General features: G+C 45.2%; 13 protein-coding genes and 1 pseudogene. 5 read left to right on the plus strand and 9 right to left on the minus strand.

What is annotated here, in order from left to right; genetic code table 11:
- Positions 1-95: 95 nt before the first annotated feature.
- From ACXAD8_RS13670 to ACXAD8_RS13680, 3 genes are all read left to right on the plus strand, one after another.
- Complete coding sequence (locus ACXAD8_RS13670; RefSeq protein ID WP_475229598.1) at positions 96-1,973, plus strand: ATP-binding protein; 1,878 nt, start codon at positions 96-98, stop codon at positions 1,971-1,973.
- Positions 1,974-2,083: 110 nt separating this feature from the next.
- Positions 2,084-3,193: an ISAs1 family transposase gene (locus ACXAD8_RS13675; protein ID WP_475229601.1), complete on the plus strand. Its 1,110-nt coding sequence runs from the start codon at positions 2,084-2,086 to the stop codon at positions 3,191-3,193.
- 77 nt (positions 3,194-3,270) lie between these two features.
- Positions 3,271-4,071, plus strand: a complete 801-nt coding sequence (locus tag ACXAD8_RS13680; protein WP_475229604.1) for a hypothetical protein — start codon at positions 3,271-3,273, stop codon at positions 4,069-4,071.
- Positions 4,072-4,230: 159 nt separating this feature from the next.
- Here the strand turns inward: ACXAD8_RS13680 and ACXAD8_RS13685 are convergent.
- The 3 genes and pseudogenes from ACXAD8_RS13685 to ACXAD8_RS13695 all read right to left on the minus strand — a co-directional run.
- Positions 4,231-4,632, minus strand: a pseudogene (locus ACXAD8_RS13685) (transposase); the annotation flags it as partial.
- A 118-nt stretch (positions 4,633-4,750) separates the two neighbouring features.
- Positions 4,751-5,143, minus strand: a complete 393-nt coding sequence (locus tag ACXAD8_RS13690; protein WP_475229607.1) for a HipA N-terminal domain-containing protein — start codon at positions 5,141-5,143, stop codon at positions 4,751-4,753.
- Between the two features lie 22 nt (positions 5,144-5,165).
- Complete coding sequence (locus tag ACXAD8_RS13695) at positions 5,166-5,417, minus strand: helix-turn-helix domain-containing protein (RefSeq protein ID WP_475229610.1); 252 nt, start codon at positions 5,415-5,417, stop codon at positions 5,166-5,168.
- A gap of 189 nt (positions 5,418-5,606) precedes the next feature.
- Here ACXAD8_RS13695 and ACXAD8_RS13700 point away from each other — a divergent pair, with 189 nt between their 5' ends.
- Together ACXAD8_RS13700 and ACXAD8_RS13705 are read left to right on the plus strand one after the other, a co-directional pair.
- On the plus strand, positions 5,607-6,296 hold the full coding sequence (locus ACXAD8_RS13700; protein WP_475229612.1) for a response regulator transcription factor: 690 nt from the start codon (positions 5,607-5,609) through the stop codon (positions 6,294-6,296).
- Positions 6,293-7,702 carry a sensor histidine kinase gene (locus ACXAD8_RS13705; protein ID WP_475229614.1) on the plus strand — a complete coding sequence of 470 codons (1,410 nt, stop codon included), beginning with the start codon at positions 6,293-6,295 and terminating at the stop codon, positions 7,700-7,702. The genes ACXAD8_RS13700 and ACXAD8_RS13705 overlap by 4 nt, the downstream gene beginning before the upstream one ends.
- Here the strand turns inward: ACXAD8_RS13705 and ACXAD8_RS13710 are convergent.
- Genes ACXAD8_RS13710 through ACXAD8_RS13735 form a run of 6 tightly spaced genes read right to left on the minus strand, consistent with a single transcriptional unit; the run spans position 7,677 to position 13,258 of the window.
- A complete protein-coding gene (locus ACXAD8_RS13710; protein WP_475229616.1) occupies positions 7,677-8,798 on the minus strand; it encodes a heparan-alpha-glucosaminide N-acetyltransferase domain-containing protein in 1,122 nt (373 codons plus the stop codon). The two genes, ACXAD8_RS13705 and ACXAD8_RS13710, sit on opposite strands and share 26 nt — an antisense overlap.
- 12 nt (positions 8,799-8,810) lie before the next feature.
- Positions 8,811-10,430 (minus strand): PepSY-associated TM helix domain-containing protein, encoded by a 1,620-nt coding sequence (locus tag ACXAD8_RS13715; RefSeq protein ID WP_475229619.1) that lies wholly within the window; start codon positions 10,428-10,430, stop codon positions 8,811-8,813.
- On the minus strand, positions 10,427-10,687 hold the full coding sequence (locus ACXAD8_RS13720) for a hypothetical protein (protein WP_475229621.1): 261 nt from the start codon (positions 10,685-10,687) through the stop codon (positions 10,427-10,429). Before ACXAD8_RS13720 ends, ACXAD8_RS13715 begins: the two co-directional genes overlap by 4 nt.
- Positions 10,677-11,006: a hypothetical protein gene (locus ACXAD8_RS13725; protein WP_475229624.1), complete on the minus strand. Its 330-nt coding sequence runs from the start codon at positions 11,004-11,006 to the stop codon at positions 10,677-10,679. Before ACXAD8_RS13725 ends, ACXAD8_RS13720 begins: the two co-directional genes overlap by 11 nt.
- A gap of 60 nt (positions 11,007-11,066) precedes the next feature.
- Positions 11,067-11,924 (minus strand): sugar phosphate isomerase/epimerase family protein, encoded by an 858-nt coding sequence (locus ACXAD8_RS13730; RefSeq protein WP_475229627.1) that lies wholly within the window; start codon positions 11,922-11,924, stop codon positions 11,067-11,069.
- Positions 11,921-13,258 carry a DUF6005 family protein gene (locus tag ACXAD8_RS13735; RefSeq protein ID WP_475229629.1) on the minus strand — a complete coding sequence of 446 codons (1,338 nt, stop codon included), beginning with the start codon at positions 13,256-13,258 and terminating at the stop codon, positions 11,921-11,923. Before ACXAD8_RS13735 ends, ACXAD8_RS13730 begins: the two co-directional genes overlap by 4 nt.
- Between the last annotated feature and the right edge of the window lie 6 nt (positions 13,259-13,264).

Here is a 13,264-nt window from a genome sequence, read left to right on the forward strand (position 1 = left end):
ATCAGGGAAGTACTTCTTTTCAATTATCCTATAGTAAAGCTAATATTAAGCGGATTTGGCTTTCAGAGAAGTTTGCATTCAAGGAGCGATGAGTTTTGATTGTGTTTACCTTAAGGCGTTATTGGGATTTGGTCGTTTTGGGGCTTTGTGCTTATGCTGTCTTTCATATATTACTTTCACACAGCAGTGATTCAGAATTAGTCAAAGCATATATCATTTATGTCAATAACCTCCCTCAGTTTGGAAGACTATTTTTTGGCTTTTTGGCGGGTTCAATACTCTATGCCTTACTGTATAACACTGGCGTAGTGCACCCTTCTCGTTTTGTAATGTTTAACTGGCGATACCCCCATCTAGGTGTGGCAAGCTATGCCACTTTATTATGTTTTATCATTTTCAACTTCAAAGGTTTTCGCCCATTTTTTGATTTTTTTAGTAACGAAGCATTTATTTGGATATTCGGAGGATTTCTTGTTGGTTATTTGCATCAAGGTATCCCGCATATTTGCAAAGAAATAAAGAAGCATCTTGCTAATATTAAACAGGAAAAATCAGAGCCAGTGAAAAAGGCTTTTTCCATAAATGAAATTGATGACGATACACTTCTAAAATGGATCGAAAAAGAAGAACCGATAACAGATATTGACCAGCTCTGGTTTTCTCGTGAAGAAGTGGTGGACAGGTTGATTAACCGGTTGAATCACTCCGTTGTACCACAACAAATTGCCATGGTTGGGGAACATGGTACAGGCAAATCAACGATATCAACTATTTTATGCCAGAAATTATCTAATCCTTTAAAGCAAAAATCTCTCAAACATACACAATGGTTAACCCTGAAAATTGGTAATTGGGGTAGAGATCCACTCTCAGCTTCAACAGTTATTCTTAACGGTATTTTAAATAAAGTTGCTAGTGTGACGGACATAAGTCACGTAAATGGTTTACCGGAACATTACCGAAATGCTATTCATGTTAAAGGAGGGTGGCTAAAAGGCTTTGTGGAGTTGGCTACCAGAACTGATAGATTCTTTCAGAAAGAACTGAGATATTTAGATAACTTGTTAAAGCTTACAAACACAAAAATACTCATCGTCTTTGAAGATGTCGATAGAAACTCAGAGCCTGATAAACTATTAAATCAACTAGCAAACCTAATGGAAGAACTGAAACAATTTAGCCAGTTTTCAGTGATCATCAACATCGGTGAAAACCCTGACATTATCAACATAATTAACAGAATATGTACATACAAAGAAGACCTCAATCAAGAAAGCTATGTTCAGATCTTCAGACGTTTATTATCTATGTGGATAATGCGTGCTGAACAAAATCAAAATGGTTCTATATATTTACCTGCAAGATACCAATCAAGCTTAACCAAAAAAATTGATCCTTGGACAGCGTTTAAGGAAGTACAGGAATATAAAGAAATATTGAACTCATTAGACTACTTAATTAAAAGTCCCAGAACAGCCAAACAAATATGTCGACGTGTGAATGAAATATGGCGAGAGGATGGGCTATTAGGAGAGATAGATCTTTTCGACCTATTGGTATTACAAACTCTCAAGGAGCAATACCCCAGTTTTTACCACGTTATCAAGCTCAATTCTTCCTATGTCGGTAAGATGGACATCGAGTACAATAATGAAGATAGTCAACAATACAAAAAGTATCAGCAATTTGTTGAATTTCTTCCTGATTCCTGCGAACCAGAAAACAAACATTTACTCTTTTTGCTGAAGGTTACTTTTAAAAAGAGTACTAAGCTCCAGCGCCTTGGATGTAAGAATTCAGTTGAGCCTTACTTTGTACGCTTTGAACGAGAAAAAAAGCTAGATGAAACTGCTCCTGACCAACTATACGACCAGGAGCTCTTTGGTTTGCTTCACGCATTCGACCATGGGCCAAAACAAGAGACAGCAGACAAATTATTTGACTTTGCCCAAGGGCATGATCAAACTTTTTGATATAACGCTCCCTTTAACGATCACATTGTGGCATAAGCCGATAAAATAGCTTTACACTGAACTCTGTTCACTCCATCCTGGCCCGATTTATCTCTCATAAAGGTCGCGTCATGGAAATTCTTGTTCATCTTCAAAAAGTGTCTGATACCCGATCTCATGTTAATCAGGATTATCCTGTGCTGGAGATGTCATTCCTGTTGATAAGTGCCCTCATAAGTGGCAGTAAATCCTGGGCTGATATTCATGTTTTTGGCGAAACACGACTGGACTGGCTAAGACAATATCTGCCTTTTGAATACGGGATACCCACCCAACAAAATGTCGCCCGTATCATCAGAACTATGGTGCCTGAATCATTAATGGCAGCGTTGGTTTCCTGGGTAAATGCGGTCAGGGAAGAAAGCCAGTTTCAACATATTGCTATTGACGGCAAAGATGTACGAGGTGTCGCGAAATATAGCGGCTCAACGCCATTGAGCATGGTTTCTGCATTTGATGTGGAACAGGGGCTGGTGTTGTATCACAAAGCCGGACGAGGCAAAGGAAATGAGCTGGCAATGGCCCGGGAGTTAATTGAATCGCTGGACATTACCGGGGCTATTCTGACCCTGGACGCACTTCACTGTCAGGTAGAGACTATCCACCAGATTAAAGAACAAAAAGGGATTGCTTTGGTACAGTGCAAGAAAAATCAACCCACGTTACTTGAGGCGGTAGATACACTGTTCCAGAAATATTGGGCTTTACCTGAGGCAGAACAGGCCAGTTTAAGCGAAAGTGAAACCGGACATGGACGAAAAGAAACCCGCACGGTCTGGTCAACAGACCTCATCCTTGAGGGGCAACTAAAAGAAAAATGGTCAGACCTGAAAACGATAGCCGCGGTGGTGAGAGAACGCTCTGTCAAAGGACAAACCAGCCATGAGACCCATTATTATGTCTGTACTGAACAACTGACGCTTGACGAACTGATGAAGGCTACCCGACGCCACTGGTACATAGAAAACAGTCAGCATCATGTGTTGGATGTGACGTTCAGGGAGGATGATCAGAGAATGTACGCTGGTAATTCCGCCATCAATATAGCCTGCTTCAGGCGGTTGGCTCTGAATCTGTTAAACCAGCATAAAGACAAAAAGAAAAAGACGAAACCACAAAAAATGGGCTGGTGTGCCGGGAGCGATGACTACCGCCATGAAGTGCTATTTGGAAATAATTAACCGAGTATATTCAAGCCCTTGACTTTGCCCTAGCTAATCATAGCAACATAGGTATATTTACGGATTTTGTTAGTGAGTTGTTTTTTGCTAGGTATAGCGGTGGCAATAAGCGTGGTAAATTTTACTACAAACTTGCAGAATCTCTAATAACGTATTTAAAAAATATATCAAATAGAGACGAATTATCAGAACTATTTAACACCCACGGCTTTGAACCACCAATAAAAACTTTGATTTGTCAAATAAATAATTTTTTAAAGGAGTCTGCACAAAAAAATTCTCGATCAAAGTTTTACATTGATGTAATGAAATTTTTGATGGAGTTTTGTCCCGAACACTTGCCTAATTACTACAACTTTGGGTGGCATCATGAACAATGGAAAAATGAGTGGGATGAGGCTAGGAGTAGCTGTACCAGGCTGCTAAAAATTGAGATTACTTCAAATCCAGATAAAATCATCAAAGCAATCACACCAAATAAATTATGCAAACTAATTATTTATTGGTCAGAATCATTTGAAGTGGAAGGCAATTACGTCAAAGATATGAGTAATCAAAGTTTTATAGATTTGCTCATTGTTTTTCTCAGATGCATTCAAATCCGCTCTGTATTCTCTGAGTATTCGCTAGAGCTTATCTTGTCAGTTATGATTAATTCTGTACACTCCCCTTTTAATGAAGATGATGTACAAAATGACTTGAGCCATTGGAATCAGTTTCCAAAAGACTTTACTGATGAAGTGGCTATTACTTTTAGAAAGCTTGAAGATCTTGGACAACTATATATTTTCGAGTCAAAAGACGAGTATTTTAACAACAAACTAAATCACTTTATTCAGGTGCTCAATTCATATGAGGAGCAAGGAAGAGGAACATAATCAATTAATAACGTTCTTGTAGGGCCTGAACTTTAGCTGTTATGAAAAAGAGCCGGACTGCCATTAGTAATGTGTCTTAAGCAGACTGCCCGCATTATTAAATGAGCAGTCAGAGCTTCGAAGATCTTGAAAACCCGCTTCACGCCCTGAGTCTTTCAGGCAACTCTTTTGAGTTAATAGAGGTGAGTTTCTCTCTGCCAATGCTTTTAGATATTTAGCTTGGCTGTATTCAGTTTTTGTTTCCCAGCAGCAGTATAAGATCCTGATCCATTTGTATGCTAGAGATCTGACGGCCATTTGGTGGCTTTTACCTCGGTTTCTTTGATTTTGATAGTACAAACCAGCCCAATAGGAACTGTTACGTGTTTTGGACGCCCACCCTACGAATGATTGACGTAAGAACTTAGAGCACTGCCATCGCCAGTGCACCTAGTATTTCTTTCCCGACCGCTCTACAGCGGGTGCTACACCTGCGTATTTTTGAACCTCTTCTGCAAATTTGAACCTGTCTCGTCCCTCACCTAACGCAACAAACAATCTTGGAGCAAGACAGCTACCTGAATCGCCACCAGTTCCCCTGATGTTTCAATAATGCCGTTTTTTCCTGTGCACCTGCCAGGGAAATACGAAAATCATCCTCGTCTCTCAGCATCCCCAAAGGTACCTGAGTACGGTAACCCTAGAGGATTTCTGCCATGCGTTGCTCAGAGAGGGCTTTGTAAGTAATACGTTGTAAGTCTTCTGGAGGACTGCCCGAAGGAAGAAGCTGAATAACACCAATGCAGTCCCTACCGATTTTACTTAATATATCAAATGGTTCTGTTGAATCCGCCTGATAACGAGCGACGACCCGTTCTCTGACTTCTCTGACATCAGGTAAGAGATTGTCGAAAAAATTATAAACTACTTTGCCTTTGTAAGGCGCTGTGCTCAGCGGAATAGATAATGAAATGCTGCGCTTTGCAGGCGAACGTAACCATTGTGGCGCATAGCGAAATTGATTATTTCCTGCTGAATCACGTGAATATTCACCCACCAGAAAACCGTTCATGTAAACATCAAGTTGCTCCATAGCGCTGCCCTACCTCATTCAACTACCAGTAAATGTCATTAGCATGTGAGTCAGCCTTGGCGGCTTTCCGGGAAGAAACATCCAGCTGCAATTCCAATGCAGCCAGAATTTTAAAAAATGTCTCCAGCTTTGATGATTCAGGCTTGTTTTCAAAATCAGACAGTGTGGCAACACGAATGCCAATGAGTTCGGCTACCTGTTTTTGAGATAACCCAGCCTGCTTGCGGTGTGCTTTAATACAATTAGCCAGTTGATCTGGACGGGTAATATTCATTACATCCACCTTTATGGATACGCTATAGCGTAATTAATAAGACTATACGCCAAAGCGTATATTAGTAGACAAATTCCCACTGTCGGGATCAGTATCTGAAGTACAGAGTTACATACGCCATCGGACACTTGCAAATGAGAACCATTTGCAATAACATCTCAATGATGTAACCTGAGTAATTTATATACCATGAATGCCAGTCGAATTTTAATTATCGAAGATGATCTGACTCTCAGTGCCCAGATTGCGGAGTTATTGCAGGGGAAAGGTTTTAAAACCCAGCAGTGTCAGGATGGAGAACAGGGCCTGATGGCCGCATTACAGCAGCGCTTTGACCTGATTTTACTGGATGTGTTGCTGCCTGGCATGAACGGCTTTTCCATTCTGGAGCAATTGCGCAAGGTAAAGCAAACTCCGGTGATGATGGTAACGGCTCGGGGGGCGGAAGAGGAACGTATTAAGGGCTACAGCAGTGGCGCAGACGACTACTTACCAAAACCTTTTAACTTTACCGAGATGTTGCTGCGCATAGAAGCATTACTGCGTCGTTCCTTTGGCAGTAGCAAGCCTTCCGTACCAGGCAATACGCTCAAGGTAGACCAAATACAGCTCAATCGCAGTACCCAATTAGCGGAGTTTGCCGGTATCGAGCTAAACCTGACGCCACTGCAATTCAAACTGCTTTGGGTGTTATTAGAAAATAAACAACAGGTGCTGAGTAAGCCTCTGTTATATCAGACGGTACTGGATCGCCCGTTTAGCCGTTACGATCGCAGTCTGGACATGCACATGAGCCGGGTGCGCAAGAAACTGGAAGACGCGGGTATGGCTCCCGACAGACTGGCAACCGTACATGGCAAAGGCTATCGCTTTGCATGAAAAACCGTTTACTGTGGAAACTACTGGCCACTATAGGTGTAGGCACTGTCCTGTTATTTTGGGCTATTAGTTGGCTGACCGAACAAACCCAAACCAAAATGAGCTACCTGGCTCAGGAACACCAGCAACAACTTTTGGAGTATGGTAAACAAGCTGAGCAAATCTGGCACTCACAAGGTGAAGCAGCACTAGCGCAATGGTTAAAAGAGCTGCAACGCAAAGAGGATACCTGGGCGGCCATCGTTTCTTCCAGCATCACGCCATTGGCCGAGAGTAGCATATTGCCAGAGTACCTTGAGCGCTTTCAGCTGGGACGCAGTGTTGAATGGAAAGTACATTTATACTTTAACGAAAATCCAGTGATGGAAGTACCCTTCCTGGATGCACACAACCACCTGTTAATCCGTCTACCGCAACGTATGCGCCCGGGAAGCTGGTTACTGCACATGGAATTGCTGTTGCAAATAGCGCTGCCATTGCTCCTGCTATGCGCTATGAGCTACATACTCTACCAACATGTCATGGCACCGCTGCGCAAACTGGAAAGCGCCACCCGGGAATTCAGTATGGGCAATCTCGATGTGCGGGTTCATAGCGCAGTAGAGCACCGGGATGATGAGCTGACTCGCTTGGCGCTCACCTTTGATCAGATGGCGCAACGCACCAGTCAGATGATCTACAATCAGCGCCAGATGCTGTCAGATCTCTCTCATGAATTGCGCACCCCGTTAACCCGCATCGACATGGCCATTGATTTATTGCAGCAGCAAACGAACTCAGAACAGGCGTTAAGCCGGCTGCGCTACGAAACCCAAACCATGCGAGAGTTGGCAGAAGACACACTGACACTGGCCTGGCTCAATACCGAGTCACCACAACTCAATGCCGAGAGTTTCGATCTTGTTGAATTAATACAGGTGATAGCTGACGATGCCCGCTTTGAATTTCCAGACCATAAACTGCAATTGCAACTACCACAAAACGCCTTGCTTACCCAAAGTAACCAGCAGGCATTAGGCCAGGCTATTGAAAACATTCTGCGCAATGCATTAAGACATACCCCCGCGAATGGTCAGGTGGAATTAAAACTGGGCAGTAGCGAGACTCATTACGAGCTTTTGCTCAGCGATGAAGGACCTGGTGTACCCGAGACTTTGCTGCAAGATATCTTTAAGCCTTTTTTCCGGGTAGATGCCGCTCGCGGCAGTCACAATTCACAATCGGAATTATCGGACGAGAAAGGAGCGAACATCAGGCGAGAAAAACGCGGTGGATTTGGCTTGGGTCTGGCGCTGGCACAGCGCCAGATAGAAGCGGTAGGAGGCAGTATCTCTGCCATCAACCGGCAATCAAGCACAGGCCACATCAGTGGCCTGCAAATCAGGATACGTTTACCGCAGCAGTAGTCACCCCTTCTTTATTTCGAGCTTTGTGTAATCTGCACCAGGCACGTACAATTAAATCGGACAATAGCAATACGCCCAGCATGGCCAACAGGTTTTGGGTCAAATTCATTTGCTGCAAACCAAACACCATCAGCCCCCAACCAATCAGTAACCAATGTACTACATACATTGCGGTTACTCGCTCTCCCCAAAATCGCATCACAATGAGACTCTTATTATGCTCACTGATGCGGTTAACGATGGCATGACAAGCCCATAAAAATACCATAATTAAACCACTAAAAAGCACAATCAAACCAGGTCCACTACGCAGATTATCTGCGATGTGATAATCCGGATTATTGCTTATCAGCAGTGCTCCAAGGCCCATTAACAGCCAACCCAAATACATAGCACGTTGCAATCCGGTGTTAATATCGCCACTCTGGCGCAACCAATACCCCATCGACATACCCACCAGCGGATAAGCCAACCAGGGAAACAGTGGAAACATTGCACCTTGTTCTTCATTGCCAACAAACAGTTTCAGGCCCTCATCCAACAGCGCATTGCCACTAGTCGCATCCCAAATCATTGGCGAGACGAAGGCCACCAATAATGCCGCAGCCAACCAATAGCCGGGATGTGGTAAATATTGGCGCAATAAGGCACAGATTATCAAAGCCAAACCAGCAAATTGAAATACATCAACAATCAACAGTTCTGATAACGGGGTATGAGGTGCCACATCAGCATAACTGACCAAACCGATTTCTATCGATAACCACATTGGGATAGTACTGCGGGTCAGGTTAAGCACATAGCCCAGCGCGAACAACCCAGCTGCTCGTAACAAATTCTGACGCAAGTTGGTGTTCCCTGAATAGGTAACAAACAGCCCCATAATAAACACAAACATAGATGCGGCAGGCCAACCAACCGCAAACTTTAATGTGGCACCAAAGGTGCCAAAACGCACTTCTGGCAAACCATAAAAATCCAGTACATGGATCATGATCATCAGTACTACTGCCAACCCTTTTGCGACGTCAAAGGTGGCGAGGCGACCTGGATGTACGGGGTTAGATGTTGGCAGCTGCTGACTAATAACAGTCATGTTGTTTCCTTTTTAGTTGTTATGTGGGCTATGGTTTTCCGCAGTTGTCAGCTCGACTTGCACAGTTTGAGAATAGGGTGATTCTTCCGAATCAACTTCTTGCACAGTGTTTTGCTGACCGAATCGTCTGACTGTCCAAAGCAGCATGGCAGCCACCAGCGCAAAACTGACACTCACTGCCAATACTTCCGCAAATCCATTGTTGGCCAGTTGTTCAAGCTCAGCGCCAAACAGCAAAAAGTCACAACTCACTGTGGTTAGCAGCAGCACTGCGCAGGCCAACATACCCTGCATCACAAAGCGCTTCGCCCTGGTAGTAAAAAAAGCTACCAACAGGGTGAGCAGTAAGCTGACAGCAAAGCTAAACTCTATAACCGGGGTGCGGCTTATCCAGTCTGGCGCAAGGGTGCGCTCCAGCAAAAAACCGACACAGGTGGCCAGTACCACGCCAACACAGCCACCCAAAGTGGACGTCTGTAACAAGCCTTTCACCCACTGAGATATCGCCCGGTTTTTACTGTGTTTATTCAGCCATAGCATATTGCCCACCACGATCATGGCGCAGACGCCAAGGCCCAGTAAAAAGTACACGATTCGCAGATCAATCCCGGCAAAATGACCAAAATGCAGGGCATATAAATAGCGAGTACCATCTGCAAAGGCATTGCGTTTCTCAGGATTAATCTCAGCCGGAAACTCCGCATCCCGAACCCGATAGGTCATATCGATGCGCTGTGCAAAGTTTTCATTGTGCTGTCCAATCAATCGGATCAACGCACTTTGGTCGCCATAGTTAGTGATGCGCACAGAATGAGCATGGGCATTTTGTTGTTGCTCCCATTGTGCAATCAATTGATCCAGGTCTGGCATCTGTTGTGTTACGCCAGCGGGCTTTTCCACAACACGAGCAAATCCAGCATCGGCAAACATGCGTTGTCGGTCACCGTCATAAACCAGGGTCAGAGTGACTATCTGTGACAGCAATCCCAGATTAAACATCAAGCCGGTCAATGCGAAAATAAAGCTATAAGGCAAACTGATTACGCCAATAACGTTATGTATATCAGTTAGTTGATAGCGTTTGGTTTTATCACTGCGATATAAGAAAAAGTGAGTAAATAGCTTTTTCAGTTGCACCACTACACCGGTGAAGATGATCACCATAAACAGCAGGGTGACAATCCCCACGATATAGTCGCCTGCGGGCAACTGTAAATCGATGTGCAGTTTGTACAGAAAATCAGCAAAATGAAATTGTTCAGCATTTGAGACAACTTTGCCGCTGTTGGGGTCAACCATTAACTCCAGCATGTCAGGTTTGACGCCTTGCTCATCGGGCAACTGCGGCAGGTAAAACAGATACCAGGGTTGATTCTCGTCCGGTAACACTAAAAACATACGTTCGCTGGTATCCACCGGATATTGCGCCAGGGTGTCCTCAAGTACCTGACTAAGAGGCTTGGCTTGCTGCGTCGCATCAACCGGAAATTGCGGTAGCTCCGCCCATTTTTTTAGCTCGGGATAGAACAAGGTTAAGGACCCCGCCCAGAAAACAATGAACAGAGGCACCGAAATGAAAATCCCTAACCAGCCATGACCGTCCAGCGCAGAACGGATAGTTTGTGCCTTCATTGGCTTCCTCCCAGCAAGAGTACGAAATTGGCCGCCGCTGACAACAACAAGACAGGCACACAAGGACGCAAGGCCTGGCGCAGTGTTTCACGACAGTAGAACCAGGTCATGACTCCGGCCCAGATTATAAATCCCAATACAAAGCCAAGCAGTAACAACACATCAATCGGTATTGGTAACAGTAAGGTGATATTGAGCATCAGGCTGGCATTGAGCACAAACCCCACCAGCAACGCAACAATGGACTTAAGCCACATTAGCACCTCCCAATAATGCCAACATTGCCATCAACAAAGCACCAGAGAGCAATGGTGTCGCAGCTTTGGAGCAATGTCCGGCCAACAATGCCAAAAAGCACCAGCAAAACATCAGAAGTGCCCACACGGTAAAACTGGCACTCAACCAATGATAAAGTTGCGACAATAAAACCACTGAGCAGACCGTGCCAAGCAGAAAAGCCGCCACCGCAAAGGGCCGAGATATAGGTTGTCGCAGCAGTTGTTGCTGCTCAGAGCTGCAATAAAACGCCGCGCTGCCAATCCAAAGAAATTGCAGCGCCAAAAATTTAATCAACAAGAGAAAACTCCTTATTCCGAAAGATTGCTTGTCGTCCTGCAGTGACCATAGCTCCGCTGCTCATCCCACTTTACCTGGCAAGAACTGCGCATCTTGTTGTTGCAACTGCAACAGATAGCGGTCGCGTCCCAGAACCTGTTTGCAATGATTGCCAAACCACTCCAGCGAGGCATCCATATTGTGCAATCTGGGGTTGGGATGCTGGTGCAGATAATCTATGAAACCGGCATAATCAACGGCACCATCAAAAATAGGCACCATGCCTTCGCGAGTACCGGCAGCGGCATAGACATTATCTGGCGCAAAGACACTGAGATGTTCAGCATCACTGATATTTTTAAAGTGGAAATGATTAATCAAAGGCAACAACGCTTCCAGTGCGGGTATCAGTTCAGCTCCCGACTCCCAGACATGCAGAACATCAAAATTAAGCTGCATATTGCTGCGGTCAACTGCGGCAAACAGCTCCAGCGTGGATGCGACAGAATCCGCATAGGTCTTGGGATGGGTTTCGATCACCAGATTGATGCCGTGAGGTTCCAACCAGTCACACACCAATTGCAACCTGGCAAAGAGTGCATCTCGCTGTTGTTCGTTCAGTTCGGCACTGCCATCGGCACCGGCAAAAGTGCGCATTTTTCGCGTACCCCAGTGACGGGCCAGACGAGCCAGCAGTTGCACCTTGTGATACAGCACATGCTCTTCTGCCAGCAACGGTAAGTAATCGCTTAACATACTGGTTTTTAAACCAAAATCTGCTAACCAGTGCTGATCATAGTGGGCCTGCTCGGCGAGGTTTTTCGCATGAGCGCCCCACAGTTCAATGCCCTGAAAATGGTTGCGCTGCGCCCAGGTTGCGATTTCAGCAATGGATATCAACTGGTGACGAAAGGAGATGGTACAAACGGACAGATTCACAGACTTACCTCCTGCTTTTCAGACGGTTGCGCAATGGCAGACAAGTTGTGTTTATCACGCCACTGTGCAAAGACTTCGCACAAGCGTCTTTTGATGCGAAACTCACGGTCGTCCTGCTCATCCAGCAACTGGTAAATTTCCGCAAACAGCCCTGCCTGCTCAGTTTCAGAAAATTGCCCGGTGGCCAGTTTCATGGCCCGATACTGAATTTTCTTGTAGCTGCTCACCAACGCTTCGATCACCTCACACCAGGCTTCAAACTCTTCCTCAGGAAAGCCTGTATCTGGCAATAAACAAATATCCAGCCAGAAAAAGGCGAAGCCATGTTCATAGGCGTACTTGCGAATAGCCAGCACCGGCAGTTGTTGTAAGGCATCACCCAACTGACTTAACTGCGGTCCATTAGTACTTTGTGCTTCATGGCGCTGCACCACCTGACGCACACTGTCTGTCATGGGGTTCCGCTGTGGCTGAATACAGGCCATAAAATACTCGGCAATAACCTGATTTTGTGCCGGTTTAATTTCTTTGCTATCAAAGATATAGCCCCCGGCCACCGCCTCAGAAGCCACCGCCTGCAAGACCTGCTCCCGGGCTTGTGCGCCTTCCCAGCGAAAATCCGGGTCGTACATAAACAACCGGGCTGGATCATCGGTTTCAGCCAACATGACATAGTGAGGAAAGGGGTTCTGATTAAATTTGTTTTCCCGCTCCGGTAGCAAGTACATATCCAACATCACCATCAGATGCTGCGTCGCGCTTTTTTGGCGCAACAGTGACTGCATGATGTCCAGATTTTTGGCTTTACTCAGATCGGGGCGATACCAGGGATTCACGGCAACGCCATAAATGCGCTGAAACCAGCTGCGGAAAAAATCGTGATTCAGCGTTGGCGCGTGATAAGCCAGTCGATTTTGCTCATCAATTACCACTTCGGCATCCCACACGCCAAAATAAAACGGTCGGTGGTCCACCCGCTCATCGGCTTTGATCATCTCACACAAGCAACTGACGAAGCAGTGTACCTTGATGTCTTCAAACTCCTCTTGCGGCGTATCACTTTCGCTGGCAGAAGTATCCGTACCGGATGACTGGCTCAATAAAAATTGCGCCAGGCTATCCACAGTTGCAAAGTCTTCTTTGCTTAACGCCGTATCCGGTACCGGAATATTCAGTGACAATTCCAGATGCATCAGCAGTTGCATCAACAATACCGAATCCAGATATAAATCTTCATTAAGCCGTGCATCAACGCTAAAGCGATCAAGGTACTGACATTGCAATTCTGTTTGCAAAATCTGGCGAATGGCGGCAACTATCCTGTCCTTTTCCATAATGAA

This window comes from Planctobacterium sp. AWH2_060 (genome assembly GCF_056158425.1).

What these genes read in the sequence shown, in the direction of transcription:
- ACXAD8_RS13675 (WP_475229601.1), top strand. Translation starts at nt 2,084, where the DNA reads ATGGAAATTCTTGTTCATCTTCAAAAAGTGTCTGATACCCGATCTCAT.
- ACXAD8_RS13690 (WP_475229607.1), bottom strand. Translation starts at nt 5,143, where the DNA reads ATGGAGCAACTTGATGTTTACATGAACGGTTTTCTGGTGGGTGAATAT.
- ACXAD8_RS13705 (WP_475229614.1), top strand. Translation starts at nt 6,293, where the DNA reads ATGAAAAACCGTTTACTGTGGAAACTACTGGCCACTATAGGTGTAGGC.
- ACXAD8_RS13695 (WP_475229610.1), bottom strand. Translation starts at nt 5,417, where the DNA reads ATGAATATTACCCGTCCAGATCAACTGGCTAATTGTATTAAAGCACAC.
- ACXAD8_RS13700 (WP_475229612.1), top strand. Translation starts at nt 5,607, where the DNA reads ATGAATGCCAGTCGAATTTTAATTATCGAAGATGATCTGACTCTCAGT.
- ACXAD8_RS13735 (WP_475229629.1), bottom strand. Translation starts at nt 13,258, where the DNA reads ATGGAAAAGGACAGGATAGTTGCCGCCATTCGCCAGATTTTGCAAACA.
- ACXAD8_RS13720 (WP_475229621.1), bottom strand. Translation starts at nt 10,687, where the DNA reads ATGTGGCTTAAGTCCATTGTTGCGTTGCTGGTGGGGTTTGTGCTCAAT.
- ACXAD8_RS13710 (WP_475229616.1), bottom strand. Translation starts at nt 8,798, where the DNA reads ATGACTGTTATTAGTCAGCAGCTGCCAACATCTAACCCCGTACATCCA.
- ACXAD8_RS13715 (WP_475229619.1), bottom strand. Translation starts at nt 10,430, where the DNA reads ATGAAGGCACAAACTATCCGTTCTGCGCTGGACGGTCATGGCTGGTTA.